The sequence below is a fragment of the Aquisalimonas sp. 2447 genome (assembly GCF_012044895.1).
Classification (GTDB): Bacteria; Pseudomonadota; Gammaproteobacteria; order Nitrococcales; family Aquisalimonadaceae; genus Aquisalimonas.
Map to the genome: position 1 here is coordinate 571057 of NZ_CP050695.1, position 25703 is coordinate 596759.

The 25703-nt window shown below is 66.4% G+C and carries 20 protein-coding genes and 1 riboswitch; of the genes, 8 read left to right on the plus strand and 12 right to left on the minus strand.

Going from position 1 to position 25703, the window contains the following annotated elements; translation table 11 throughout:
• Window positions 1-27 precede the first annotated feature (27 nt).
• The 5 genes from metF to KU884_RS02630 form a co-directional block, all read right to left on the minus strand.
• On the minus strand, window positions 28-912 hold the full coding sequence (gene metF / locus KU884_RS02610; RefSeq protein WP_167781160.1) for a methylenetetrahydrofolate reductase [NAD(P)H]: 885 nt from the start codon (window positions 910-912) through the stop codon (window positions 28-30).
• Between the two features lie 118 nt (window positions 913-1030).
• A complete protein-coding gene (gene ahcY, locus KU884_RS02615) occupies window positions 1031-2437 on the minus strand; it encodes an adenosylhomocysteinase (protein ID WP_167781161.1) in 1407 nt (468 codons plus the stop codon).
• 17 nt (window positions 2438-2454) lie between these two features.
• Window positions 2455-2533, minus strand: a riboswitch (S-adenosyl-L-homocysteine riboswitch).
• A gap of 127 nt (window positions 2534-2660) precedes the next feature.
• Window positions 2661-3821, minus strand: a complete 1161-nt coding sequence (metK, locus tag KU884_RS02620) for a methionine adenosyltransferase (RefSeq protein WP_167781162.1) — start codon at window positions 3819-3821, stop codon at window positions 2661-2663.
• Between the two features lie 82 nt (window positions 3822-3903).
• The gene (locus KU884_RS02625; RefSeq protein ID WP_167781163.1) at window positions 3904-4740 is read right to left on the minus strand and encodes a cyclopropane-fatty-acyl-phospholipid synthase family protein; all 837 of its coding nucleotides are present in this window, start codon (window positions 4738-4740) and stop codon (window positions 3904-3906) included.
• On the minus strand, window positions 4740-5549 hold the full coding sequence (locus KU884_RS02630) for a class I SAM-dependent methyltransferase (RefSeq protein ID WP_167781164.1): 810 nt from the start codon (window positions 5547-5549) through the stop codon (window positions 4740-4742). The genes KU884_RS02625 and KU884_RS02630 overlap by 1 nt, the downstream gene beginning before the upstream one ends.
• 637 nt (window positions 5550-6186) lie before the next feature.
• Between KU884_RS02630 and tkt the strand changes: the two genes are divergently transcribed.
• From tkt to KU884_RS02645, 3 genes are read left to right on the plus strand one after another with little or no spacing between them, the layout of a single operon-like run.
• Entirely contained in the window at window positions 6187-8187 is a 2001-nt protein-coding gene (gene tkt / locus KU884_RS02635) for a transketolase (protein ID WP_167781165.1), read from the plus strand.
• A gap of 2 nt (window positions 8188-8189) precedes the next feature.
• Complete coding sequence (locus KU884_RS02640; protein ID WP_167781166.1) at window positions 8190-9209, plus strand: type I glyceraldehyde-3-phosphate dehydrogenase; 1020 nt, start codon at window positions 8190-8192, stop codon at window positions 9207-9209.
• 49 nt (window positions 9210-9258) lie between these two features.
• Window positions 9259-10443, plus strand: a complete 1185-nt coding sequence (locus KU884_RS02645; protein ID WP_167781167.1) for a phosphoglycerate kinase — start codon at window positions 9259-9261, stop codon at window positions 10441-10443.
• Window positions 10444-10635: 192 nt separating this feature from the next.
• On the opposite strand, the gene KU884_RS02650 is transcribed toward KU884_RS02645, so the two are convergent.
• Window positions 10636-11538, minus strand: a complete 903-nt coding sequence (locus KU884_RS02650) for a phosphoribosylaminoimidazolesuccinocarboxamide synthase (RefSeq protein WP_167784086.1) — start codon at window positions 11536-11538, stop codon at window positions 10636-10638.
• 348 nt (window positions 11539-11886) lie between these two features.
• Between KU884_RS02650 and KU884_RS02655 the strand changes: the two genes are divergently transcribed.
• Complete coding sequence (locus tag KU884_RS02655) at window positions 11887-12372, plus strand: flavin reductase family protein (protein WP_167781168.1); 486 nt, start codon at window positions 11887-11889, stop codon at window positions 12370-12372.
• A gap of 3 nt (window positions 12373-12375) precedes the next feature.
• A complete protein-coding gene (locus KU884_RS02660) occupies window positions 12376-12798 on the plus strand; it encodes a group III truncated hemoglobin (protein ID WP_174813706.1) in 423 nt (140 codons plus the stop codon).
• A 146-nt stretch (window positions 12799-12944) separates the two neighbouring features.
• Here KU884_RS02660 and KU884_RS02665 read toward each other — a convergent pair whose 3' ends face one another.
• The 3 genes from KU884_RS02665 to KU884_RS02675 all read right to left on the minus strand — a co-directional run bounded on the left by KU884_RS02665 (window position 12945) and on the right by KU884_RS02675 (window position 15943).
• Window positions 12945-13919 (minus strand): alpha-L-glutamate ligase-like protein, encoded by a 975-nt coding sequence (locus tag KU884_RS02665; protein WP_167781169.1) that lies wholly within the window; start codon window positions 13917-13919, stop codon window positions 12945-12947.
• Complete coding sequence (locus KU884_RS02670; RefSeq protein ID WP_167781170.1) at window positions 13916-15460, minus strand: inactive transglutaminase family protein; 1545 nt, start codon at window positions 15458-15460, stop codon at window positions 13916-13918. Before KU884_RS02670 ends, KU884_RS02665 begins: the two co-directional genes overlap by 4 nt.
• A gap of 333 nt (window positions 15461-15793) precedes the next feature.
• Window positions 15794-15943, minus strand: a complete 150-nt coding sequence (locus tag KU884_RS02675) for a hypothetical protein (RefSeq protein WP_167781171.1) — start codon at window positions 15941-15943, stop codon at window positions 15794-15796.
• A 227-nt stretch (window positions 15944-16170) separates the two neighbouring features.
• Between KU884_RS02675 and KU884_RS02680 the strand changes: the two genes are divergently transcribed.
• On the plus strand, window positions 16171-16647 hold the full coding sequence (locus KU884_RS02680) for a TerB family tellurite resistance protein (protein ID WP_167781172.1): 477 nt from the start codon (window positions 16171-16173) through the stop codon (window positions 16645-16647).
• A gap of 33 nt (window positions 16648-16680) precedes the next feature.
• On the opposite strand, the gene KU884_RS02685 is transcribed toward KU884_RS02680, so the two are convergent.
• Window positions 16681-17133 (minus strand): hypothetical protein, encoded by a 453-nt coding sequence (locus KU884_RS02685; RefSeq protein WP_167781173.1) that lies wholly within the window; start codon window positions 17131-17133, stop codon window positions 16681-16683.
• A gap of 286 nt (window positions 17134-17419) precedes the next feature.
• Between KU884_RS02685 and KU884_RS02690 the strand changes: the two genes are divergently transcribed.
• Both KU884_RS02690 and KU884_RS02695 read left to right on the plus strand, forming a co-directional pair.
• The gene (locus KU884_RS02690) at window positions 17420-18529 is read left to right on the plus strand and encodes an efflux RND transporter periplasmic adaptor subunit (RefSeq protein WP_167781174.1); all 1110 of its coding nucleotides are present in this window, start codon (window positions 17420-17422) and stop codon (window positions 18527-18529) included.
• A 24-nt stretch (window positions 18530-18553) separates the two neighbouring features.
• On the plus strand, window positions 18554-21658 hold the full coding sequence (locus KU884_RS02695; RefSeq protein WP_167781175.1) for an efflux RND transporter permease subunit: 3105 nt from the start codon (window positions 18554-18556) through the stop codon (window positions 21656-21658).
• An 18-nt stretch (window positions 21659-21676) separates the two neighbouring features.
• Here KU884_RS02695 and KU884_RS02700 read toward each other — a convergent pair whose 3' ends face one another.
• Window positions 21677-22849: a diguanylate cyclase gene (locus tag KU884_RS02700; protein WP_167781176.1), complete on the minus strand. Its 1173-nt coding sequence runs from the start codon at window positions 22847-22849 to the stop codon at window positions 21677-21679.
• Between the two features lie 96 nt (window positions 22850-22945).
• Window positions 22946-25645 (minus strand): AMP-binding protein, encoded by a 2700-nt coding sequence (locus tag KU884_RS02705; RefSeq protein ID WP_167781177.1) that lies wholly within the window; start codon window positions 25643-25645, stop codon window positions 22946-22948.
• Window positions 25646-25703 lie beyond the last annotated feature (58 nt).

Genomic DNA, 25703 nt, shown 5'->3' on the forward strand with positions numbered 1-25703 from the left:
GCATCGGCATGCTGCCGTCAGTGACGGTCAGTCGGCGGCCTTGGCTATCTTCTGGGACAGGCCCAGGTTGTTCCAGATGGCCTCCGACGCCTTGGCCTGGTTCAGCGTGTAGAAGTGCAGGCCGGGTGCGCCGGCATCCAGCAGGTCCGCGCACATCTGCGTGACCACGTCGATGCCGAAGGCCTGCATGGACTCCTTGTCGCCCTTGGCGTCATAGGCTTCCAGGCGCTTGCGCAGCCAGCGCGGAATGTCCGCACCGCACATGTCGGAGAACCGGGCCAGCTGCTGGAAGTTCACGATGGGCATGATGCCCGGCACGATGGGGATGGTCACCCCCATCTTCTCGCAGCTTTCCACGAAGCGGTAATAGCCCTCCGGCGCAAAGAAGTACTGGCTCATGGCGCTGTCCGCGCCGGCCTCCACCTTGCGCTTGAAGTTCTCCAGGTCGCTGAAGGCATCCGTGGCTTCCGGGTGGATCTCCGGATAGCAGCCCACTTCGATGTGGAAGTGGTCGCCGTGCTCCTGGCGGATGAACTCCACCAGCTCGTTGGCGTACTTGAAGTGGCCCGGGCCACCACCGGTACCGGACGGCATGTCGCCGCGCAGGGCGACGATGTTGCGGATACCGTTGTCGCGATAGCGGTTCAGCAGCTCACGGATGCTGTCCGGCGTGGCGTCGATGCAGGACAGGTGCGGTGCCACGTCGATGCCGGAGCGCTTCTGGATGTCGATCACCGTCTCGAACGTGCGCTCGCGCGTGGAGCCCCCCGCGCCGAAGGTCACCGAGAACAGGCGCGGGCCCAGCGCCTGCAGGCGCTCGCGGGTCTTGCGCAGCCGCTCTTCCCCCTCGTCGTTCTTGGGCGGGAAGAACTCGAAACTGAAAACCGGTGAGTGTTTTTTCTGGGATTCCATAATCACCCCCGTGATTCGGGATTGGCCGCGCGGGCCGGCGGTTTGCCGGCCCGCTGGCAGGGGTGGCAACGCGGCGGCCTCCGCCGCCCGTTGCGCACCCCAGGCGTGAACACGCCGATCAGTACCGGTAGGTATCCGGCTTGAACGGGCCGTTCACGTCCAAACCGAGGTACTCGGACTGCTCCTGGGTCAGTCGCGTGAGCTTGGCGCCCAGCTTCTTCAGGTGCAGTTCCGCGACCTTCTCGTCCAGGTGCTTCGGCAGCACGTAGACCTTCTTCTCGTACTTCTCGAGATTCTGGGCGATCTCGATCTGTGCGAGCACCTGGTTGGTGAACGAGTTGGACATCACAAAGCTCGGATGGCCCGTGGCACAACCCAGGTTGATCAGGCGGCCTTCGGCCAGCAGCAGGATCTTGTTGCCGCTGGGCAGGGTGATGTGATCAACCTGCGGCTTGATGTTGTCCCACTCGTACTTGCGCAGGCTGGCCACGTCGATCTCGTTGTCGAAGTGGCCGATGTTGCACACGATGGTGTTGTGCTTCATGCGCACCATGTGGTCATGGGTGATGACCTGGTAGTTACCGGTGGCGGTGACGAAGATGTCGGCCTTGTCGGCAACATCGTCCATGGTCACCACCTGGTAGCCTTCCATCATCGCCTGCAGGGCACAGATCGGGTCGATCTCGGTGATCCACACCGTGGCGCCCATGGCCTTCAGGCTCTGGGCGGAGCCCTTGCCAACGTCGCCGAAGCCACAGACCACGGCGATCTTGCCGGCGATCATGACGTCGGTGGCGCGCTTGAGGCCGTCCACCAGGGACTCGCGGCAACCGTACAGGTTGTCGAACTTGGACTTGGTCACCGAGTCGTTGACGTTGATGGCCGGGAACGGCAGCTCGCCGGCCTTTTCCATCTTCAGCAGGGACGCCACACCGGTGGTGGTCTCTTCGGAGACACCGCGGATCTGCTCCAGCTGCTTGGTGTACCAGCCGTGGTTGGACTGCAGGCGGGCCTTGATGCTGTTGAACAGCGCCTTCTCTTCCTCGGCACCCGGGTGGTCCAGGAAGGAGGGGTCCTTCTCTGCCTTGGAACCCACGGTCAGCAGGGTGGTGGCGTCGCCGCCGTCATCGAGGATGGTGTTGGCACCGCCGTCGAAATCGAAGATGCGGTGGATGTACTCCCAGTACTCGTCCAGGGTCTCGCCCTTGTAGGCGAACACGGGCACGCCGCTCTTGGCGATGGCGGCCGCGGCGTGATCCTGGGTGGAGTAGATGTTGCAGGAGGCCCAGCGCACTTCGGCGCCCAGGTCCACCAGCGCCTCGATGAGCACCGCGGTCTGGATGGTCATGTGCAGGGAACCGGCGATGCGCATGCCCTTCAGGGGCTGCTTGGCGCGGTACTCCTCACGCACGGACATCAGGCCCGGCATTTCCGTCTCGGCGATCTCGATTTCCTTGCGACCCCAGTCGGCAAGGCCAATATCGCGAACGATGTAGTCGTTCTGCTTATCTACGACAGCATTCATTGTTGCTGACTCCGATTTCCTTGGTAGCGCCGTTAGTGAGAGTCGGCATCCGGCTGAGCCTGGCAGGCGAGGCCTGTTGCAGCGCTCCTCAACCGGACGGCCGGCCTCCATGCGAGGCCGGCAACCCGAGGCGTCACCGCACGGGGTGACGCCTGTCAAATACTAGCTGACCACCGGGCACGCCGCAGGTTCCCGGCGTGTCGGCGGTCCGGTCACCGTCGGCTCAGAGGCCGGCGGCGTCCTTCAGGGCAGCGGCCTTGTCGGTGCGCTCCCAGGTGAACTCCTCGTCTTCGCGACCGAAGTGGCCGTAGGCGGCCGTCTTGGAGTAGATCGGACGCAGCAGGTCGAGGGTGTTGACGATGCCGAACGGACGCAGATCGAACTGATCGCGCACGATCTGCTCGATCTTGTTCTCGTCGATCTTGGCGGTGCCGAAGGTCTCGACCATCACGGACGTGGGCTCGGCCACGCCGATGGCGTAGGAGAGCTGCACTTCGCACTTGCTGGCCAGGCCGGCGGCGACCACGTTCTTGGCCACGTAGCGCGCGGCGTAGGCAGCGGAGCGGTCCACCTTGGACGGGTCCTTGCCGGAGAAGGCACCGCCACCGTGACGGGCCATGCCGCCATAGGTGTCGACGATGATCTTCCGGCCGGTCAGGCCGCAGTCACCCATCGGCCCGCCGACCACGAAGCGGCCGGTGGGGTTGATGTGGAACTTGGTGTTGTTGTCGATCCACTTGGACGGCAGCACCGGCTTGATGATCTCTTCCATCACCGCTTCGTGGATCTCGTTGTCGCTGACGTCGTCGGAGTGCTGGGTGGACAGCACCACGGCGTCGACGCCCACGGCCTGATCGTCCTCGTAGCGCAGGGTGACCTGGCTCTTGGCGTCCGGGCGCAGCCACTTCAGCTTGCCGTTGGCCAGCAGGGTGGCCTGCTGCTCCACCAGGCGGTGGGCATAGTTGATGGCCGCCGGCATGTAGACGTCGGTCTCGTCGCAGGCGTAGCCGAACATGATGCCCTGGTCACCGGCGCCCTGCTCCTCGGGGAGCTTGCGCTCGACGCCCTGGTTGATGTCCGGGGACTGCTTGCCCAGCGCGTTGATGAAGGCGCAGGTGTCCGCATCGAAGCCCATGTCGGAGGAGGTGTAGCCGATGCGCTTGGTGGTGGCGCGGGCGATGTCCTCGTAGGGCACGTTGGCGGTGGTCTTGAGCTCGCCGGCCAGCATGATCATGCCGGTGGTGGTCAGGGTCTCGCAGGCCACCTTGGCCTTGGGATCCTGCTCCAGAATGGCATCAAGCACGGCGTCGGAGATCTGGTCGGCCATTTTGTCCGGATGACCGGCAGAGACGGACTCCGAGGTAAACATGAAAGACTTGCTCATGAGGACTCCTTTAACTGTCGTGTTTCAGGTGATCAATGCCTCGGCGCGCCGCCCGAGGCGGCGCGCCGACGGGTCAGGCTGTTCAGGCCTTGCGGAAGCGGAAGATGCCCCAGGCCAGGTAACCGCTGTTACCGCCGTTGACCCAGTGCTGCAGGCCCTGTTTCATCCGCTCGATATACTCGTTGGAGATCAGGCCCTCGAGGCTCGCCTCGCGGCGCTTGGTCTCCTCCAGCACCCGGCCGTAGTGGCGCGGCAGCTGGTGGGAGTGGTCCTCGAAGCCGATCTCCTCGAGACCGAATTTCTTCGCGGTCTCGCGGTAGAACTTCGGAGAACCCAGGGTCTCCAGGTGGATGCGGTCCAGGATGGGCTGCAATACGCCTTCGGGGCAGTCATCCGTCTGCATCGGGTCGGTGAAGATGAACACGCCGCCCGGCTTGAGCACCCGCGCCACTTCCTCGACCACCTTTTCGCGGTTGCCGCTGTGGAGGAAGGAATCCTGGGACCACACCACGTCGAAGTGGTTGTCCGGATAGGGAATTTCCTCGAAGCTCGCGTCCAGCACCTCGATCAGGTTGTCCAGCTGGGCCGCCTTGTTCATCTCGCGGTCGCGCTCGTTCTCCACCTCGGAGAGGTTGAGCGCCGCCACCGGGCAGCCGAAGGTCTTGGCGAGATAGCGGGCGGTGCCGCCGTAGCCCGCGCCCAGGTCGATGACCTTATGCTCCGGCGTCAGCTCGCCCAGCATGTCGGCCATGTGGGCCACGGTGCGGCGGCTGGCATCGGCAATGGGCTCTTCATCGCTCTGGTAGAGACCGACGTGAATATCCTCGCCGCCCCACACGTTGTGGTAGAAGCGGTCCGCGTCGTCACTGTTGTAGTACTCGCGCGCCGTGGCTACGGCGCCGGTGTAATCGTTACCCATTAGTTGTCCTCCCGGTATTCCTTCTCGGCGACGTGGATGAAGAAGTCCGGCTCGGCGTCGCGGTAGGTTTCCTTGAAGTCACCGTAGGTCTGCACGTCCTGGAACCCGACCTCGCGCATCAGGCGGCGTGTATACGCCTTGCGCAGCGGGAACATGTTCAGGTGGAACACGGCCTTGTCCGGGAACTCATAGCGGAAGCGGGTCAGGCCGGAGTCCACATACTCGGGGTAGACCGACACGTCATTGCCGCAGTAGTAGTAAGTGTGCTTGCTGGAGTAGCCGTGATCCAGGATGGAGTCGTAGTTGCGCTGGTCGAGGATCAGGATGCCGTCGTGGTTCAGCGCGGAGTAGAACTCGGCCAGGGTCTTGCGACGGTCGTTCTCGTCGAACAGGTGCGTGAACGAGTTGCCGAGGCAGATCACGGCGTCATAGCGACCATGGATGTCGCGGTTCAGCTGGCGCCAGTCCGACTGCACGGTGCGCAGGATGTGTCCGCGCTTGCGGCCGTTTTCGAACGCCTTGGCGAGCATGTCGGCGCTGCCGTCGGCGCTGACCACGTCAAAGCCGGCCTCGATCAGGCGCACCGAGTGGAAGCCGGTGCCGCAGGCGACGTCGAGAATGCGCTTGCAGCCACGCTCCTTCAGCGTCTGGATGAAGAAATCACCCTCGCTCTCCGCGCGGCTGTCCCAATCAATCAGGTCGTCCCACTTGTCGACGAAGCCTTCGTTGTACTCCGCTGCGTAGTGGTCGCTGTCGCGACATTCTTCCGGCTTGTCACCGAATGCCTGGTCCGTTGCTGTCGAAGACATTGTGTTACCTCCCACCGTCCATATTGATGAAGGCACAGGCGGCATCAGGAACAAGCCCTGACGAGCGTGCATCCGTCGAATGGATGCACGAATGCGCAATCCGGCCTGAACAGTCACGCCGGACGCCTGCGCCATTGCTGAACAGATCGCACTGGTGGTGTGCCATCTGCCGCCATTTTTGCGGTGCCTGGCCAAGCCAGTGCCATCCGCACTCGAAAACAGTTGCTTTTTTGGCTGCAGAGAAGGATGGGGATACCTGGTGATGCAGGTCATCCAGCTCCGGCAGCCCGAAGGAGACGCAACGCCTCTGCCTTGCCAGGGGCGGTGCGTAAAACCGACATACGGGTCGTCTATGTCATGTGACGAGCGCCGCTATGTGGCGAAGGGCAGCACTCCGATGCTGCGGTGCTCCGTTTTGATCACCCCCTAACGTACCGTGTTCTGCAGAGATTTCAACCTCTGTTCCCCGCGTGTCACCGAAATGTCACCCCATGGCAGGTACTTGTGCGTGTTTCCGGGTGCCGGGCGCCGCCTTGCCCGCAGGTCAACAATTCGAGACAATTCACGGCTTTCGGCGGGGGTTGCCGATCCAACCCGGCCGTTTCCTCACCTGCCCGCAAACCGGAGATCACCATTCATGCCGTCGCGTCGTGAACTAGCCAATGCCATCCGTGCCCTGAGCATGGATGCCGTCCAGCAGGCGAAGTCGGGCCATCCCGGGGCCCCCATGGGCATGGCGGACATTGCCGAAGTCCTGTGGAACGATTACCTGCGGCACAACCCGGCGAACCCGGGCTGGTGGAACCGTGACCGCTTCGTGCTCTCCAACGGCCACGGCTCCATGCTGATCTACAGCCTGCTGCACCTCTCCGGTTACGACCTGGGCATAGCGGATCTCAAGCAGTTCCGCCAGCTGCATTCGCGTACCCCGGGGCACCCCGAATACGGCTACACGCCGGGCGTGGAGACCACCACCGGGCCGCTGGGCCAGGGCCTTGCCAATGCCGTGGGCATGGCGCTGGCCGAGAAGGTTCTCGCCGCGCAGTTCAACCGCCCCGGCCATACGCTGGTGGATCACTACACCTACTGCTTTGCCGGTGACGGCTGCCTGATGGAGGGCATCTCCCACGAGGCGTGTTCCCTGGCCGGCACCCTGGGGCTCGGCAAGCTGGTGGTCTTCTACGATGACAACGGCATTTCCATCGACGGCAAGGTGGAAGGCTGGTTCACCGAAGACACGCCCGCGCGCTTCCGCGCCTATGGCTGGCATGTGGTCGCCGATGTCGACGGTCATGACAGCGAGGCGGTGGACGCCGCCATCCGCGAGGCCCGCGAGGTCACCGACCGGCCCACCCTGATCTGCTGCAAGACCGTGATCGGCTTTGGCGCCCCCAACGCCTGCGGCAGCCACAGCGTCCACGGTGCACCCCTGGGCGATGACGAAATCCAGGCTACCCGGGAGTTCCTCAAGTGGGACCATACCCCGTTCGAAGTGCCGGACTCCGTCTATCAGGGCTGGGATGCCCGCAAGGCCGGCGCGGCCGTCGAAGCCGAGTGGCAGGACGTGCTGGCGGAGTACCGCCGCGCCCACCCGGAGCTGGCGGTGGAGTTCGAGCGGCGCATGCGCGGTGATCTCCCCGCCACCTTCGGCGAGCACGCCGACGACCTGTTGGCCAAGGCTGCGGCCGCCGGCGAGACCGTCGCCAGCCGCAAGGCCTCGCAGAACGCCCTGGACGGTTTTGGTCCCTACCTGCCGGACCTGATCGGCGGCTCCGCGGACCTCACCGGCTCGAATAACACCAAGTGGTCGGGTTGCACACCGGTGACCGCCGATGACGGCGACGGCAACTACATCTTCTACGGGGTGCGCGAGTTCGCCATGACCGCCATTCAGAACGGTCTCGCGCTGCACGGCGGTTTCGTACCCTACGGCGGCACGTTCCTGGTGTTCTCGGACTACGCCCGCAACGCCGTGCGCATGGCCGCCATCATGAAACAGCGCAACATCCTGGTGTACACCCACGACTCCATCGGACTAGGGGAGGATGGCCCCACCCACCAGCCCATCGAGCACCTGGCCAGCCTGCGCATGATTCCCGGCGTGAGCCTGTGGCGTCCGTGTGATGCGGTGGAGACGGTGGCCGCCTGGCGCGCCGCCATTGAGCGTCGCGACGGGCCTAGCGCACTGGTGTTCAGCCGCCAGGGTCTGCCCCACCAGGAGCGGGACAAGGACCAGCTCGCCGCCATCCAGCGTGGTGGCTACGTGCTGCGGGACTGCGACGGCAGCCCGGAACTCATTCTCATCGCCACCGGGGCCGAGGTGGGACTGGCGGTGGACGCCTGGGAACAGCTGCGCGGCGATGGCGTGGCGGTGCGGGTCGTCTCCATGCCCTCCGTGGACGTGTTCGAGGCCCAGGATGCCGCCTACCAGGAGGCCGTATTGCCACCGCAGTGCACGCGGCGTGTGGCGGTGGAAGCGGGATGGGCGGAGTACTGGTACCGCTTCGTCGGGCCCCGTGGCCGGGTGGTGGGCATGACCGGCTTCGGCGAGTCCGCCCCCGCCGGGGATCTGTTCAAGCACTTCGGCTTCACCGTTGACAACGTGGTGGCCCAGGCGCGCGCCGTGATCGAGGCCTGATCATGCCGCCGCGGCTCGCCATCAACGGCTACGGGCGCATCGGGCGTTGCGTGCTGCGCGCACTCCACGAGCGGGGGCTCGAGCACCGTATGCCGGTGGTGGCCATCAACGAGCCGGCGGATCTGGACGAAATGGTCCATCTGACCCGGTTCGACTCCACCCACGGCCCCTTCCCGGGGCGGGTGGAGGCGGCCGGTGGTGACCTGGCGGTGAACGACCACCGCATCAGCGTCACCCACGCCACTGACCCCGGCGAGCTGGACTGGCGCGCCCACGGCGTCGAACTGCTGCTGGAGTGCTCTGGCACGTTCAGTGATCGCGCCAGCGCCGAACGCCAGCTTGCTGCCGGCGCGCCGCGGGTGCTGATTTCCCATCCCATGCGTGACGCCGCGGACGTGGACCTCACGGTGATCCCCGGCGTTAACGGCGAGGCGCTGGATGGCAGTCAGCGTATTGTCTCCAGCGCCTCCTGCAGCACCAACTGTCTGCTGCCGGTGCTGCAGCGAGTCCACGCCCGTTACGGCGTGGACGCCGCCAGTATCACGACCATCCATTCGGTGATGAACGACCAGCCGCTGGTGGACGGTTACCACGCCTCGGATCTGCGCCGTACGCGCTCGGCGCTGGCGTCCATCGTGCCCGTGTCCACCGGGTTGGCACGGGGCATCGAGCGCTTCATGCCGGAGATGGCCGGGCGGGTGCACGCGCAGCATGTGCGGGTGCCCACCCTCAACGTTTCCGCCATGGACGTGAACCTGCAGTTGCGGGAGCCGGCCGATGCCGCTGCGCTGAACGCCCTCCTGGCCGAGGCCGCCACCGGCGAGCTGGAGGGGATTCTCGGCTACAGCGAGGACGCCCACGCCTCCTGCGACTTCAACCACGATCCGCGTTCGGGCATTGTCGACGCCACCGAGACGCGGGTGAGCGGGCAGCTTGCCCATTTGCTGCTGTGGTTCGACAACGAGTGGGGCTTCGCCAATCGCATGGTGGACGTGGCAGAGCGCTGGCTGAAACACGCGTGAACCGACCGCCTGCGGGCGGACATCAATCCAGACAAGAAGGTGATTGCTCATGGCCGTGCAACGCATGACGGACCTCGACCTTCGCGGTCAGCGGGTGCTGATCCGGCAGGACCTCAACGTGCCCGTGGATGAACACGGGCGCGTCACCGACGACACCCGCCTGCGCGCTTCCCTGGAGACCCTGCGCCACGCGCTGGATGCCGGTGCGCGGGTCATGGTGATGAGCCATCTGGGCCGCCCCAAGGAGGGCCAGCCCGACCCGTCCGCCTCCCTGGCGCCGGTGGCGGAGCGTTTGGGTGATCTTCTCGGTCAGGACGTGCGGCTGGAGGCCGACTGGCTGGACGGCGTGGCGCTGAGCGACGGCGAACTGGTGCTGTGTGAGAACGTCCGCTTCAACACCGGCGAGAAGGCCAATGACGACACCCTGGCCCAGCGCATGGCTGAGCTCTGTGACGTCTTCGTCATGGATGCCTTCGGCACCGCCCACCGGGCTCAGGCCTCCACCCACGGGGTCGCCCGCTACGCCCCTGTGGCCTGCGCCGGCCCGCTGCTGGCCGCTGAACTGGACGCCCTGGGCAAGGCGCTGGAGACCCCGGCGCGGCCCATGACCGCGATCGTCGGCGGTTCCAAGGTCTCCACCAAGCTCACGGTGCTGGAGTCGCTCAGCGGCGTGGTGGATCAGCTCATTGTCGGTGGCGGTATCGCCAACACTTTCATCGCCGCCGCCGGGCACCCGGTGGGCGCGTCGCTGTACGAGGTCGACCTGGTGGACGAGGCGCGCCGTCTCATGGATGCCGCGCGGGCCAAGGGCGCCGAGATCCCGGTACCCACGGACGTGGTCACCGCCAAGGAGTTCGCCAGTGATGCCGCGGCCACCACCAAGCCGGTGGAGGAGGTCGCCGCAGATGACCTGATCCTGGACATCGGCCCGGAGACGGCGAAGCGCTATGCCGAGCTGCTCAAGCAGGCCGGCACCATTGTCTGGAATGGCCCCGTGGGGGTGTTCGAGTTCGAGCAGTTCGGCGCCGGCACCCGCGCCGTGGCCGACGCCGTGGCCGCCAGCGACGCCTTCTCCATCGCCGGCGGAGGCGACACCCTGGCTGCCGTGGCCCGCTACGGCGTCGAGGCGCGGATATCGTACATCTCCACCGGCGGCGGCGCGTTCCTGGAGTTCCTGGAAGGCAAGACCCTGCCGGCCGTGGCCATCCTCGAGGAACGCGCGGCGGGGGCGTGAGTAGCCGAGGCGGCCGCAAATGGCCGTAGGGTGGACGTTCACGTCCACCTTCAAGCGGCTTCGATAAGCCACCGTGGTCTGCATGGCTGGGAACGGTGGACCTGAAGGTCCACCCTACGCCAGGCTTCGATGAGCCACCTTGGCTTGCATGTCGGGGGAAGGTGGACCTGAAGGTCCACCCTACGTCTGCCGTCAAAGCTGCTCGTTGACCAGCAACCGCTCCGCCTCCCGGTACTTCGCCGCCGTCTGGCGCAGGATGTCCTCCGGCAGGGTCGGGCCCGGGGAGGTCTTGTCCCAGTCCAGGGTCTCCAGGTAATCCCGCACGAACTGCTTGTCGAAGCTCGGTGGCGACGTGCCCACCCGGTACTGCTCCGCGGGCCAGAAACGCGACGAATCAGGCGTCAGGGCCTCGTCGATGAGGGTGAGACGGTCGTTGTCGTCGAGGCCGAACTCGAACTTGGTGTCGGCGATGATGATGCCCCGGGGCGCAGCGTATTCGGCGGCGCGGCTGTAGAGCGCAAGGGCCACGTCCCGCACCTGCGCGGCAAGGTCGTTGCCCAGCAGTTCCGCGGTGGCGCCGAAGGAGACGTTCTCGTCGTGATCGCCCACCGCTGCCTTGGTGGACGGCGTGTAGATCGGCGCAGGGAGCTGCTCGGCCTGTTGCAGCCCCGTGGGCAGCTCGATACCGCAGACGCCGCCGGTGGCCTGGTAGTCCTTCCAGCCGGAACCACTCAGGTACCCGCGCACGATGGCTTCCACGGGAAGCGGCCGCAGCCGCCGCACCACCACCGCACGCCCGGCGACCTGGGCGCGGTCGTCGGCATCCGGTACCGCCTGCTCCAGCGGCATGTCAGCGAGGTGGTTGGGGATGACATTCCGCAGATGCCGGAACCAGAAACTGGAAACACTGGTCAGCACCGCCCCCTTGCCGGGTACCGGGTCGGGCAGAACCACATCGAACGCGGACAGACGGTCGGTGGTGACGATCAGCAGGTGGTCGTTGTCCACGGCGTAGATGTCGCGCACCTTGCCACGCTGGATCAGTGGCAGGCTGTGCAGGTTACTCTCGAACAGGCTCGCCGGCGTCTGCGCCATCATGTCATTCCGTCCGCGGGCATGGGTGAGCGGCGATGATACCGGATGGCGGCGGTGCGGCGTTAGGGAAACGCTGAACAATTCCCGCGCGCGCAGAGGCACGCGGGAATTGTTCAGCGTTTCCCTGGAGGGCGTGGTTTGCACCGCCGGGGCGGCACGGCTACCATCCCCGCTGCACGCGCTGAGCTGATGTCGTCGCCTGCGAGTCGCTTGCCATCACAGCCCGCTGCGGCCCTCACGGGCGGTCGCTGCGACCCCTGATACGCCGCCTGCCGCAGTGCCCGTGTATCATCACCGTATTCCCGGGCTTTGCCTGCGGTTGCCCCGAACAGCGAGACCACCGAGACCATGACGGACAGCGCCGACCATCGCGCTTTGAAGAAGACCCTGGGCCGTTACCCCACCGGCGTCACCGTGGTGACCGCGCGGCGGGGAGACGGGGAACCGGTGGGACTGACCGTGAACTCGTTTACCTCCGTGTCCCTGGATCCACCGCTGATTCTGTGGTGCCTGGGCAATGAATCCCCCAGCCGGCCCGTATTCGAGCAGGCGGGGCACTTTGCCGTGAACATCCTTGGCGCAGAGCAGGGCTGGCTGTCGAACCGGTTCGCCCAGCCCATCGACGACAAGTTCGCCGCGGTGCAGTGGTCCGAAGGAGCCCACGGCGTGCCCATTATCGAGGGCAGCGTGGCCCGTCTGGTGTGCCGTCTGCATGACCGCCAGCCCGGCGGCGATCATGTCATCCTGCTGGGCCGGGTGGAGGACTACCAGAACCCGGGCGGTGAGCCTCTGGTCTACCTGGGCGGTGAGTACCAGTCCCTGCGCGACGGTTGATCGATGCCCGACCTGGATACGCCGGAACAGATCGACACCTTCATCGACGCCTTCTACCAGCGGGTCTTCGCCGATTCGCTGCTGGCGCCCGTGTTTCTCGACGTCGCTGCCATCGACGTGCCCGAGCATGTCGCCATCATCAAGCGGTACTGGCGCAAGATGATCCTCGGCGAGGATGCCTATGACCGCAACATGATGGCCCGGCACGAGGCGGTGCACGGGCTGCAGCGCCTGGAGACGCGCCACTTCGAGCGCTGGCTCCACCTCTACCGCAGCACCCTGGCTTCCGGCTGGCAGGGGCCGTACGCACGCCGTGCCGACCAGCTCGCCGTCACCATCGCGGGCAACATGCGCAAGTGGCTGCACTCGGAACAGGGCCAGAGCCGTTCCGAGCGCCGCGTGAACATTCCCATCCGTAACGGGTAACGGCTCGTAGGGTGCATCAAGATGCACCCTTTAAATTCGCCGTTGCGCCGTCGCCTGCGTAGGGTGGACCTTCAGGTCCACCGTTGCGGGCTCCGATGGGCCACCCTGGCGTGCCTGTTGGGGGAAGGTGGACCTGAAGGTCCACCCTACGCGGGCGACGCCTGTGCCGCAGCAGTTTCCCCGTCGGTGAACAGCTCCCGGGCGAGCGCGACGCGGTCCTCGGCGTTCTCGGGGATGTCCGTCAGGGTCTCGATGCGGCGCAGACGGTGCAGCAGGCTGGCGCTGTTGGCGAGCTGGATGCTGAGCCCGGGGCGGGCGTTGAGTTCCAGCATCATCGGGCCCTGGTCCCGGTCCAGCACGATGTCGACCCCCAGGTAGCCCAGCTGGCCAAGGGCGTGACAGCGGGCTGCCAGCACCAGCAGCTCATCCCAGCCGGGAATGCACACGCCGGCGATGGCGGCGCCGGTGTCCGGGTGCCAGGTGATGGGCCGGTCCCGGCACACGGCGGTGGTGGTGCAGCCGGTGGTCAGGTCCACACCGGCGCCCAGGGCGCCCTGGTGGAGGTTCGCCTTGCCGTCGGAGGCGCTGGTGGGCAGCCGCACCATCGCCATGACCGGTATGCCCAGGAACACCACGGTGCGGATGTCGGGTACGCCGCCGTGGCTGATGGGGTCGAACAGCGGGTCGAAGTGCACGCGCTGCTCGATCACCGCCTTGTCCGGCTGCCCGCCAAGGCTGTGCATGCCGCTGAGGATGTTGGAGATGTGGTGGCCGAGATCCTCGGTGGTGATCAGCGTGCCACCCGGGCGCCGGAAATGCCCGCGCTGTGTGCCGGCAACCACCATGATGCCGCTGCCGCCAGCGCCGTGGGCCGGCTTGACGACGAAATCGTCGCGGCCCTCCAGCAGCATGGGCAACTGCCGGATCTGGCGCTCGATCTCGATCACCGCGTAGAGCTCCGGCACGCGGATGCCGGCTTCCCGGGCCAGCTGCTTGGTGCGTAGCTTGTCGTCCACCAGGGGGTAGTGACGCCGGTTGTTGTACTCCATGATGAACTCGGCGTTGCGCTGGTTCATGGTTAGCACGCCCGCTTCGCGGATGCGGCGCAGCAGACTGATCATGACGGTCGGCCCTCATCCCGGAACAGGGTGCGGAAGCGCCAGAGCTCGGTGAGGCGGAAGCCGGAGTACCGACCCAGCAGCAGGATGGCTGCCAGGATGATCAGCAGCGATTCGGGGAAGACAAAGACGATGTGCGCGAACGGCTTGAAGTTCATGACCAGATAGCCCAGCACCGCCACGAACAGACTGCCGAGACCCTGCTGAATGGCCTCCTGCGGCCCGTTCTCCTCCCAGACCAGCGACATGCGCTCGATGGTCATGGCCAGGATCACCATGGGGAACAGCGCCACCGAAAGGCCGCGCTCCAGGCCGAGGTTGTGGCTGACGATGCTCAGCGCCAGCAGCAGCAGGACCACCACCACCAGCACCGACGCCACCCGTGGCACCAGCAGCAGCTTCAGCCGCTCCAGGTAGAAACGGAACGTCAGACCCAGCACCACCAAGGTGGTGAACAGGATCAGCCCCCAGAGCAACTGGGTCTCCCGGAATGCCAGCGCGATCAGCACCGGCATGAAGGTGCCGAAGGTGCTCACGCCCACCACGTTGCGCATCAGCACCACCACCAGGGCGCCGATGGGGACCAGCAGCAGGGTCTGATAGACGTTCTGGGTGTCCACGGGCAGCGCGAAGGGCGAGAAATCCATGACCCGCGAGCCGATGATCTCCGCCCGCCGCTCGGCCACGTCCACCACGGCCTGCACCGTGCGCCCGGCAGCGAAGGTGACATCTGACAACTGGGCGCCGGAGACGGTAACCAGGGGCGCATCGCCGCGGTACCAGACCAGCGTGTTGCTGCCATAGCCGCGTTGAGCGGTTGCCGGGTTGAACGGCACCCAGGCGGAGCCGTTATGGATCTCCAGGTAGGGTCTCAACTCGGCCCGGCGCATGCCCTCCTGGAGTTCGAGGACATGGGCCGGACGCGCCGGAATCCGTGCACCGGCGAGGATGTGGATGACGTTCTCGACATGCGCCAGCTCGCCTTCGACACCGGCCCGCAGCGCCTGGATGTGATCGTCAGGGCTGTCGGCGTAGTAGCGCTCCAGTAGCCGCCGGGTGAACGAGGCGATATCCGCGGAACCGTCGCGGACTTCGTCCAGCACCGTCATGGCTGCTGAACCGTAGGGCTCCGGGTATTCCGGTACGTCCGGGAACGCAGGCTGTGGCCCCTCCACGACCCGGGTGTCGTCGTCCGGTGCATCGCCGAGCTGCAGGCGGTAGTAAAGGGTCTGTTGACCATTGGCGCGGCGGGCGGCCCACAAGGCCTGGCGGTTTACTGGGCCCGCCTCCCGGGAGAGGCCGAAACGGCCGGAGACGAAATCCTCGCCGAGGACGTTGAACCCCGGCGGATCGCCGGGGAGCATGAAGTCGACCTGCGCCGGTCCGCCCTCGGCCTGCATGTGCAGCCGTGCCTCCACCGTCCAGATGGTGGTCTCCTCGTCCGCAGTCAACGGCAGGCCGAGGTTCGCCACCTTGTGCCACATCAGGCTGCCAGCTCCGACGACGAGGAGCAGGGCCAGCAGTTTCAGGTGGAGGTTCTTCAAGGTCTACATCTCATCACACGTGCGGGAGGGGGCGGTCCTCGCGGTCCTTGTGTCCAGGGATCGCCCGCTGCACGCGCCAGGAAAAGACAGTCGGCGTCCCGATGTGGCGGCCGAGTTACGTTCCGTCCATCGGTGTCTTCAGCGGGGCGTCCGGTTCTCCGTAATTGGGCGTCGCGAAACCATGCGGCAGTTCAGCTGGCTGCGCCACTGCCCTTGTGCAAGTTCGGGAATTCTCTTCTTACCTGACCGAGAGGTCAAAGCGTCGCCGGAGTGCGACAGGAGGGGGCTGGAGGAGCAGGGCCCGGGAGTGTCCCGGGCCCTCTCGGAGGGGGATTACCAGTCGTCGTCCCCGCCGAAGTCGTCCTGCTGCTCCATGTCGTCTTCCATCTGCTCGAACTCGTCCTCGTCGACGGGTTCACAGGCAGCCAGGGTGAGCATCCCGGCGGTGAGCAGAATAGCCAACAGCATCATCAAGCGCTTCATGGTGACCTCCTTCAGTAATGAACGGTGGGCTGACGCCCGTCACTGAAGCACTGAGCAGGAACTGTGCCAGTTGCCGGATGTCGCAGGAACGCGGTATTCCAAGGGGGTGACTGCCCGAAATGCTGTCACTGTGTGCTGAACATTGTGCCAACATGGCACATGTGCCGGTTTGACATGTGGTCGTACGGCAGCCAGTTGCGTGCGGCGATGGAGGAGGCGTGGTGCCCATGCTTGATGCGATTCGTGGTTTTTTCTCCGAGCATCTGGCGCAGCCAGATGAGCCTGCCGGTGGTGACGACGACGAGCACCGTCTGCAGTTGGCCACGGCGGCGCTGTTGATCGAGGTCACCCGGGTCGAGCGCCAGGATCATCCGGATGAAGCGGCGGCGGTGGAAGAAGCGGTGCGGCGGAAGTTCGCCCTGCCGCAGGAGGAGACAGAAGAGCTGCTTCGCCTGGCCCGGGAAGAGGCGGAGAAGTCAGTCTCCTACTACGAGTTCACGTCGCTGATCCACGAGCACTTCGCGCCGGAGCGCAAGGCACGGGTCATCGAACTCATGTGGCGGGTGGCTGCGGCCAACGGCCGTGTGGACAAGCATCAGGAAGCGCTGGTGCGCAAGATCGCCGACCTGCTCTATGTGCCACACCAGGAGTTCATACGCGCCAAGATTCGCGGCCTGCGTGCCGAAGGAATAGAGATCGCCTGATGCCCGGTACGCCGGGCATCAGGCAGGCTGCACTCAATAGCTCAGAACGCGCAGGTCGTCCCGGGAGATCATCTCTGCCTTCTCCTCGGGGTTGTTGACGGTCACGTCGTCGAGGAGGTCCTCCTCCTCGTATTGGCGGTAGCCGCTGTTCGGCAGATAGAGGTGGCAGACTTCCACCGTGGCGCCGAAGCTCATGGCCTCCAGCATCAGCTCCTTGGAGGAGACGTCGCGCGGCGCCAGCGTCTGCGGGATATACTCTTCCAGGCCAAGTTCGGCGGCCTCGCCGCAGAGCAGGATATGCACGGAGTGATCCCGCTGGGCCAGTTCCGAGGCGGTGGTCATGGCGAGACCCTGGACCTGGTCTTCTTCGCTGTTGACCATGATCAGCACGTCCCGCGGGTCATCGTCTGCCGCGGCCTGCATGGGCAGCAGGGCCAGCGCGAGGCCGGTGAGCACGGTGGCGAGAATGTTTCGCTTCATTTGCATGATGTCGTGTCGTCTCGGTTGCCGGGTACAGAATCAAGTTGCCGGTTCAGGTTTAGATTCCCGGCGGGGTGACTGAGTTCTGTATTCCCTGTAGGTTCCGTCCATCAGGATAACAAAACGAAACCGGCGCTTCGCGGTCTCAGGGAAACGTTGCGCAATTTCCTGGCCGCGGGCGCACCCCTGCAGTGCCGTCCCGGGGACTGAAACACGTCGGCACCTGCCGTTAAGGAAACACTGAACGATCGGCAATCATTCAGTGTTTCCCAGGATTTGGGAGTAAACAACCTTGCAGCCGCCGTTGCGCTGGCTTGTCCAGCTCTTGCTTGTTGCCGTGATCGCGGGCCTCGCCGCGATGGGGTGGGTCTGGCTCCAGCAGCAGGAAGAGGAGTCCGGCGGTCCGGGCGCCGGTGGCCCCGGGGGCGGCGATGGTGGCGGGACACCCGTGCAGGTGGCCCACGCTGAACGTCGTGCCGTACAGGATGAGGTCCAGGCCGTGGGTACGCTGCTGGCGCGGGAGTCGGTGGAGATCGTCACCGAGGTTGCCGGCCGCATCGTCGAGGCGCCGGTGCGCGAAGGTCAGCAGGTGGAACAGGGCGAGCCCCTGTTCATCCTGGACCAGGTGCGCGAACGGGCCGACCTGCGGGAAGCCATTGCCGAGCGGGATGACGCCAGATCGAAGTACCGGCGGGCCGCGGCACTGTACGAGAACCGCGATGTCCCCGAATCCGAGGTAGATGAGCGCCGTGCGGCCCTGGAGGTGGCCGAGGCGCGCGTGGAAGTGGCGGAGAGCCGAGTTCGGGATCGCACCATCCGCGCGCCCTTCGATGGTGTGGTGGGGTTGCGTGAAGTCAGCCCGGGGGCCTACGTGGAGCCGGGAACCGAGCTGACCACCCTGGATGACCTGTCCGTGGTGCGGCTGGATTTCGCCGTCCCCGAGCGTTTCCTCGCCGGCCTGGTGCCGGGCCTCACCGTTGAGGCGCGCAGTCTCGGTTTCGGTGATCGCGTGTTCGAGGGCACTGTCACGCGGACCGGTTCGCGGGTTGATCCCATCACCCGCACCGTGCGCGTCCAGGCCGAGTTCGACAACGAAGAGCGGCGCCTGCGCGCCGGCATGTTCCTCACCGCACGCCTGGTCCTGGAGGAACGCGAAGCAGTCATGGTTCCCGAGGAGGCGCTGTTACAGGAGGGGCGCGGCAGCTTCGTGTTCGTCATCGAGGACGCGACCGCGCGCCGGCTGGAGGTTTCCACCGGCCGGCGCATGGACGGCCGCGTGGAAGTTGTCGGCGATGTCGAACACGGGGACCGGGTCGTGGTGCGCGGTCTGCAGCGCGTGCGCGATGGCCGTGAGGTCCGGCTGCTGGAGGAGGATGCCGATGGCGATCTCGCAGCCCGGTAATGGTGCCGGCCCGGAGGACGTACGATGATCATTTCGGACATTTCCGTACGCCGGCCGGTACTGGCCACCGTGGTCAGCCTGCTGATCGTGGTGCTTGGCATCGCCTCGCTGACGCAGTTGCCGGTGCGCGAGTACCCCAACATCGATCCGCCCATCATCTCCGTGACCACCGAATACGTGGGCGCCGCACCGCAGGTGATCGACACCGAGATTACCGAGCGCATCGAGGGTGCCATCAGCCGCGTGGACGGCATCCGTTCAATGAACTCCGAAAGCCGGGATGGCCGCGGTGAGACCACCGTCGAGTTCGAGCTCGGCCGCGACATCGATAACGCCGCCAATGACGTTCGCGACGCCATCGCCCGCATTGCCGACAACCTGCCCGATGACGCCGAGGCGCCGGTGGTCACCAAGACCGAGGCCGACGCCCGGCCGATGATGTGGCTGGCCATGACCTCCGACCGCCTGGACCCCGCGGAGATGAGCGACCTCATCGAGCGCCAGGTGGAGGAGCGGCTGTCGGTGCTGGAAGGCGTGGCGGACATACGCATCGGCGGCCAGCGACGCTACGCCATGCGCGTGTGGCTGGACCGCCAGGCCATGGCCGCGCGCAATGTCACCGTGGACGAGGTCGAGAACGCCCTGCGGCGGAACAACGTGGAATTGCCCGCCGGCCGCGTCGAGTCCCTGATGCGGGACCTCACCGTGCGCACCGACACCCGGCTGAGCGAGCCCGGCGAGTTCGAGAACCTGGTGCTGCGTTACCAGGGTGACGTACCCATCCGGCTTGGCGAGGTGGCGCGTGTGGAGCGCGGCGTGGAGGACGATCGCGCCGTGCTGCGCAACAACCGCGTGCCGGCGGTAGGGCTGGGCATCATCCGCCAGTCCCAGGCCAACGTGATCACGGTCTCCGACGCCGTGCAGGAGGAGCTGGAGCGCATCCGGCCGACGCTGCCCGAGGGTGTGGACATCCAGGTCAGCTACGACGAGTCGGTCTTCATCCGCGAGTCCATCCGCGAGGTGCTGATCACCCTGAGCATTGCCGTGTCGCTGGTGGTGCTGGTGATCTTCGTGTTCCTGCGCTCCTTCCGCGCCACCTTCATACCGGCGGTGACCATCCCCGTGGCCGTGATCGGCGCGTTCTCGGTGATGGCGCCGCTGGGCTTCTCCGTGAACGTGCTCACCTTGCTGGCGCTGATCCTGGCCATCGGGCTGGTGGTGGACGACGCCATCGTCATGCTGGAGAACGTCCAGCGACGGATCGACGACGGCGAGCCCCCCCTGCTGGCTGCCTACCGAGGCGCGCGCCAGGTCGGTTTCGCCATCGTCGCCACCACGTTGACGCTGATTGCCGTGTTCGTGCCCATTGCCTTCATGGAAGGCAATGTCGGGCGGCTGTTCACCGAGTTCGGCCTGGTCCTGGCGGCGGCGGTGGCCTTCTCCAGTATCGTTGCGCTCACTCTGGCGCCGGTGCTGTGTTCCAAGTGGCTGCGACCGCCCACCGGCGAAGGGCGTCTGCACCGGGCCACGGAGCGGTTCTTTGCCGGGCTGACCAACGGCTATCAGGCCGTGCTCAAGCGGGCCCTGGCCATGCCGCTGGTGGTGCTTGCGGCGTGCGCGGCGGCGGCGCTGATGGCATTGCAGCTGTTCCAGGTGCTGCCGCAGGAGCTCACGCCCACGGAGGATCGCAGCGTCATCATCATCCCCGGCAGTGCGCCGCAGGGCTCCACCTCTGCCTACACCGACGAGCAGGTGCGGCAGATCGAGGACATGCTCGAGCAGTACGTGGAGCAGGGCGAAGCGTGGCGCGTGTTCTCCATTATCGGCTTCCGCGGCCGGGTGGACAGTGCCTTCACCATTCTCGGCCTGACGCCCTGGGACGAGCGGGAGCGCTCGCAGCAGGAGATCGCCCAGGAAATCCGGCCGCAGCTCAACGAGATCCCCGGCATCCGTGCCTTCGCCGTGAACCCGCCCGGGCTTGGCCAGAGCAGCTTCCAGCAGCCGGTGCAGTTCGTCATCGGCGGCTCCACCTATGATCAGCTCGGCGAATGGAGTGAACGCATCCTCGAGCGTGCCCGGGAGAACCCGGACCTCCAGGGCCTGGATGCCGACTACGAGGAGACCCGGCCGCAGCTCAACGTCAGCATCAACCGCGAGCTGGCGGCGGACCTGGACGTCGGCGTCGAGGACGTGGGGCGCACCCTGCAGACCATGCTTGCCTCGCGGCAGGTCACCAGTTACCTGGACCGGGGGCGCGAGTACGACGTCATCCTCCAGGCCGAGGACGCCGACCGCGCCTCGCCGCAGGACCTGGAGAACATCTTCGTGCGGGGTGGCAACAGCGACAGCCTGATCCCGCTGTCCAGCCTGCTCAGTCTGGAGGAGATCGGCTCGCCGCCGGTGCTCACCCGGGTCAACCGCCTGCCATCGGTCACCATTGAGGCGTCCCTGGCCGAGGGGTACGACCTGGGCAGTGCCCTGGAGTACCTGCAGCGCATCGCCGGCGAGGAACTGCCCGACGAGGCGCAGATCAGCTATCTGGGGCAGTCCCAGGAGTTCATGGAGACCTCCGACGCCATCTACATCACCTTCGCACTGGCGCTGCTGGTAGTGTTCCTGGTGCTGGCGGCGCAGTTCGAGAGCTTCATCCACCCGGCCATCATCATGGTCTCGGTGCCGCTGGCGGTGACCGGGGCGCTGGGCGCGCTGTTCTTCACCGGCATCAGTCTGAACATCTACAGCCAGATCGGCATGATCCTGCTCATCGGCCTGATGGCGAAAAACGGCATTCTCATGGTGGAGTTCGCCAACCAGCTCCGGGACCAGGGCCGCACCGTGCGCGAGGCGATCCTCGAAGGTGCCACCCTGCGCTTCCGGCCCATCCTGATGACGGCGGTATCCACGGTGTTCGGCGCCCTGCCGCTGGTGCTCTCCACCGGCGCCGGTGCCGAGAGCCGCGGCGCCATCGGTATCGTCATCATTGGGGGGTTGAGCTTCGCCACCCTGCTGACGCTGTTCCTGACTCCGGTTCTCTACGACCTGTTCGCCCGCTTCGCCCGCTCCACCAACGCGGTGAGCCATGATCTCCATGCGCTGGAGGCGGACGAGCGGGCACGGGAGCCGGCCTGATGTTGCACCGGCGGGGTGCTAGCGGGAGTCGGCCGTCACCACTGCTGGCTCCGGATCGATGCCCGCCGCCCTGTCGGTGCCGGCCTCCCCTTCAAGGGCGGCCACGACCCGGTTCCGTCCGGTCGTCTTGCCCTGGTACAGGCAGGTGTCAGCGCGGCTCACCAACTGGTGGGGTTGCTCGCCGTGGCGGTGTTGGGCGATACCGGCGGTGACCGAGCATTGCACCCCCGCCAGCGGCTGCTGTTCCACCGCCCGCCTTATGCGCTCACCGATGCGGCTGGCTTCGTGGGTGTCCGCACTGGGGGCTATGATCAGGAATTCCTCACCACCCCAGCGTGTTACCAGATCCTCCTGGCGCACGCCTTCCGCGAGCCTCGCTGCAACGTCCACAAGGACTGCATCGCCCACGGCATGACCTTTGGTGTCGTTGATGCGTTTGAACCGGTCGATGTCCAGCAGCAATACCGACAGGGGGCTGGCGTCCTCGGTGGCCCGGGCCGTCTGCTCCTGCAGGAAGTGCTCGCCGGCCCGGCGGTTGGCAAGCCCGGTGAGCGGGTCGGTGTTGGCCCAGCGCTGCCAGCTCTCCGCCCGGGCCATGGCGCTGCGGAGTTGGTCCCGCAGCAGGGCGACGGAGGCCACCAGTGCCAGCATCGCCAGCAGGAAGATGTGAACCCGCACCAGCTTCATGACCGTCTCGCCGGCGACCAGTGCATGGCTCGCCTCCACGAGCAGCCCCGATCCCGCCAGGATGGCCGAGGCCGTGATGATCAGCAGCCCGAAGAGGAGGCCGCGGTGCCGGTCGAGAATGCCGACGGTGGCGACGATGAGCAGTGCCACGGCCCAGTAATGGCCGCCGATGAGGTCCAGAAGCCGCTCCTCGATGCTCCCCGGGCTGTGAAAATGCCACGCCAGACGGCTGAGAACCACGGCCGTGCCGAAGCCCAGCAGCAGCATTTCCATGCTGCGCATGGGTACTGTGCGCCGCCACAACGGCACCAGCAGGACCATGCATGCCACGGCAACGGCGGGGTAGACGTAGGCCAGGAACAAGTCCTCTGGAGAGCGGAACCACCAGCTCAGGAGAACGATCGCTGCGGCGCAGACCAGCGTCCACGAGTAGACGCGCCGCTTGCTCAGGGCAACGCGGCGGAGCTCGTCGATCCGGCTGCTGGCACTGGTATCCGGCACCATTCCCGCCCCTGATATGGAATTCTTATTCGTGTCTCGGGAGTCGAAGGTTCGAACCATACCGGTTCAGGGGCGGAAATTCCGTCGACAAGTTATCAGTCAAGAGGCGTTGCCGGATTCCTCTGCCATGGCCGCGACGCGCTGTTGCAAGGCGCGGGCGATCCGCTCCTGGGGCTGGTCCCCGGTCCCTTCCTGCTCCAACTCCTCCACGGTGGCCGGGGTGCCGAAGGTGACGGTGACGGGATGGCGGCGCGGCCAGCGGTGCCTGGGCGGCATGGCGGCGTAGGTGCCGTGGATGTGCACGGGTACGGCAACGGCCGCCTGGGATCGAAGCAACAGCCCGATGCCCGGCTGGAAGGGTTGCAGCTGCCCGTCGGGGGAGCGGCCACCCTCGGCGAACCAGGTGAGGCTGTGTCCCCGGCCCAGGGCGGCGGCCGCCAGCCCAAGCGCCGTGGCCGGACCGCCGTAGGGGTCCACGGGCAGGACGTTGGTGCAGCGGCTCAGCCAGCGCCGGATCGCCGAACTGAACATGATGCCGGTCCAGCCACCCCAATAGAAGCGCGGCACCATGGATTGCGGCAGCGCGGCTGCCAGCGCCAGGGCATCCAGCGCGCTCTGGTGGTTCGGCACCAGGACCAACGGGCCGTCGGGGAGGTCCGGAACCTCCGGGTGCACGCGCAGCCGGAACCAGGCCCGCATGAGCGCCCGATCCATGGTCAGCAGCACCTGTCCGGTTAGGCGCTCATGCCGGCGTTGCGGTTCGAGCAGCGCTAGCTGTGTCTCGTTCAGGAGCAACTCGGGCTGGCGCAGTTGCTCCTCCAGGGTGGTGCCTGTGGCGGCGGCTTCCTCGGCCTCGGCCACCTCCCGCAGCAGATCGCGGACCGTTTCGATGCGGGCGAGGGCCTCTTCGGCCAGCAGCACGCCGCAGCGCTCCCGCAGTTCCAGGGTGAGATCCACCCAGCCCAGGGAGTCGACACCGAGGTCCAGGTGCATGCTGCTGTCAGGGGTCAGGCGCCGGTCCCGGAAGTGCTCGGCCAGGTTGTTCCACACGCGCCGGACCACGCCGATCTGCAGCAGTTGCTGGTCTTCGCCGGCCATCTGCTCTTCGGGCAACGGGCCGGGGGCCAGCGCAGCCTGTAGATCACCCCGGGCAAGTTCAGTGAAACGCTCGCGCAGCTTGTGCCGCCGCAGCTTGCCCAGGCGGGTTCGCGGCAGAGGGTCGGGGCTGACGCGGTAGTGGCCGACCTGGTGGTGGCTGGGCAGGGCGCCGTTGGCCTCGCCCAGGGCTTGCTGCATGCGGGCCTCTACCTGTTCTGCATCCAGGCCGCGGATGACACTCTGCTCCGGATGCAGCACGGCGGCCAGGCGCCCTTCGTGCTCTAGCACGCCGGCGTCACGGATGCCGTCCACGGCCACAAGGGCATGTTCCACCCGTTCCGGGTCGATGTTCTCGCCCCCGGGCAGCACGATCATCTCCGAGGCCCGCCCCTCCAGATAGAGGTAACCGTCGGCATCGAACCGGCCGAGATCCCCGGTGCGGTAGTAGCCGTCTTCGGTGAAGGCCCGGGCGGTCTTGTCCGGGAGCTTCCAGTAGCCGGCGAACACGTTCGGACCCCGCGCCTGGACCTCACCCAGACCCTGTTCGTCCGGGGTGGCCACCCGGAGGTCGACTCCGGGCAGGGGCAGGCCGGCGGAGCCGATCCGCACTTTCTCTGGTGGATTGTAGGTCAGGATGGGCGAGGTCTCCGTCAGCCCGTAACCGGTACCCACCTCCCAGCCCAGCGCCTGCAGGCGCTCGGCCAGATCGGCATCCAGAGCGGCTCCGCCGGCTACCACCAGGCGCAGGGACGGCGCCATGCGCTTGTGCAGGCCGCGAAACAGCAACGGTCCCGCGCGCCAGCCCAGATACCGCCGTGCCAGGCGGGAGCCCCGCAGCATGCCCTGGAAAAGCAGTCGCGGGATCTTGCCCCTCTCTGCGACGCGATTGTGGATTGCGGCATCCAGCGCCTGGTAGAGGCGGGGTACGCCGAGAAGCACCGTGGCGTCCCCTTCACGCATGGCGCGGACAATCTGGGGGCCCAGCACCGAATGCGGCAGCACCGTGGTGGCGCCCAGGGCCAGAACCACGATGATGCCGATGGTGAAGGGGTACACGTGGTGAAAGGGAAGCGGGACGAGAATGCGGTCATCCGGGCGGCCCACTTCCACGCCCAGCAGCCCGCCCGCGTTGGCGGCAATGTTGCCGTGGGTGAGCGGGACGCCCTTGGGCGGGCCCGTGGTGCCGGAGGTATAGAACAGCGCAGCCTGGTCCGCTGCGGTGATCGAGGGAAGGCGGTCCGGTTCCGGGCGGTCCGCACACCAGGCGCGCCAGCCCTCGGGAGCGTCCGGCGCTGCATCCAGGTGAATGGCCCTGGGCGGCGCATCCAGTTGCAACTCCTCCAGCCGCCGGGCTGCTTCGCCGGCGGTGAAGACATGGCGAATGCCGCTGTCCTGAATGGCGTGGGTGAGTTCCGTCGCCGGCATCTGGGTGTCCAGCGGGGTGACCACGGCCCCGGCATCGAGAATGGCCAGGCAGGCGACCATCCACTCGGCGGAATTGGGGGCCAGCAAGCCCACCGGTTCGCCCCGGGTGATGCCCGCCCGCGCCAGCCCGGCGGACAGGCACTGGCTGGTGAAGCCCAGTTCACGATACCGCCAGGAGATCAGTTCATCCCGCGTCAGTGCGCGAATGGCGTGACGTTGATCGCCGTCCTCAAGGGCGCGGACCAGCGTCTGCAGCGTCTCCAGGGTATCTGTCATCGGGCATCCTCCGGTTGTATCCGCCCAGACTGCCAGTCTGGATCGCGCAGGCGCTTGA

Excerpts from the sequence above, each read along its gene's own strand:
- metF (WP_167781160.1), bottom strand. The coding sequence starts at position 912 with ATGGAATCCCAGAAAAAACACTCACCGGTTTTCAGTTTCGAGTTCTTC.
- ahcY (WP_167781161.1), bottom strand. The coding sequence starts at position 2,437 with ATGAATGCTGTCGTAGATAAGCAGAACGACTACATCGTTCGCGATATT.
- metK (WP_167781162.1), bottom strand. The coding sequence starts at position 3,821 with ATGAGCAAGTCTTTCATGTTTACCTCGGAGTCCGTCTCTGCCGGTCAT.
- KU884_RS02625 (WP_167781163.1), bottom strand. The coding sequence starts at position 4,740 with ATGGGTAACGATTACACCGGCGCCGTAGCCACGGCGCGCGAGTACTAC.
- KU884_RS02630 (WP_167781164.1), bottom strand. The coding sequence starts at position 5,549 with ATGTCTTCGACAGCAACGGACCAGGCATTCGGTGACAAGCCGGAAGAA.
- tkt (WP_167781165.1), top strand. The coding sequence starts at position 6,187 with ATGCCGTCGCGTCGTGAACTAGCCAATGCCATCCGTGCCCTGAGCATG.
- KU884_RS02640 (WP_167781166.1), top strand. The coding sequence starts at position 8,190 with ATGCCGCCGCGGCTCGCCATCAACGGCTACGGGCGCATCGGGCGTTGC.
- KU884_RS02645 (WP_167781167.1), top strand. The coding sequence starts at position 9,259 with ATGGCCGTGCAACGCATGACGGACCTCGACCTTCGCGGTCAGCGGGTG.
- KU884_RS02650 (WP_167784086.1), bottom strand. The coding sequence starts at position 11,538 with ATGGCGCAGACGCCGGCGAGCCTGTTCGAGAGTAACCTGCACAGCCTG.
- KU884_RS02655 (WP_167781168.1), top strand. The coding sequence starts at position 11,887 with ATGACGGACAGCGCCGACCATCGCGCTTTGAAGAAGACCCTGGGCCGT.
- KU884_RS02660 (WP_174813706.1), top strand. The coding sequence starts at position 12,376 with ATGCCCGACCTGGATACGCCGGAACAGATCGACACCTTCATCGACGCC.
- KU884_RS02665 (WP_167781169.1), bottom strand. The coding sequence starts at position 13,919 with ATGATCAGTCTGCTGCGCCGCATCCGCGAAGCGGGCGTGCTAACCATG.
- KU884_RS02675 (WP_167781171.1), bottom strand. The coding sequence starts at position 15,943 with ATGAAGCGCTTGATGATGCTGTTGGCTATTCTGCTCACCGCCGGGATG.
- KU884_RS02680 (WP_167781172.1), top strand. The coding sequence starts at position 16,171 with ATGCTTGATGCGATTCGTGGTTTTTTCTCCGAGCATCTGGCGCAGCCA.
- KU884_RS02685 (WP_167781173.1), bottom strand. The coding sequence starts at position 17,133 with ATGCAAATGAAGCGAAACATTCTCGCCACCGTGCTCACCGGCCTCGCG.
- KU884_RS02695 (WP_167781175.1), top strand. The coding sequence starts at position 18,554 with ATGATCATTTCGGACATTTCCGTACGCCGGCCGGTACTGGCCACCGTG.
- KU884_RS02700 (WP_167781176.1), bottom strand. The coding sequence starts at position 22,849 with ATGGTGCCGGATACCAGTGCCAGCAGCCGGATCGACGAGCTCCGCCGC.
- KU884_RS02705 (WP_167781177.1), bottom strand. The coding sequence starts at position 25,645 with ATGACAGATACCCTGGAGACGCTGCAGACGCTGGTCCGCGCCCTTGAG.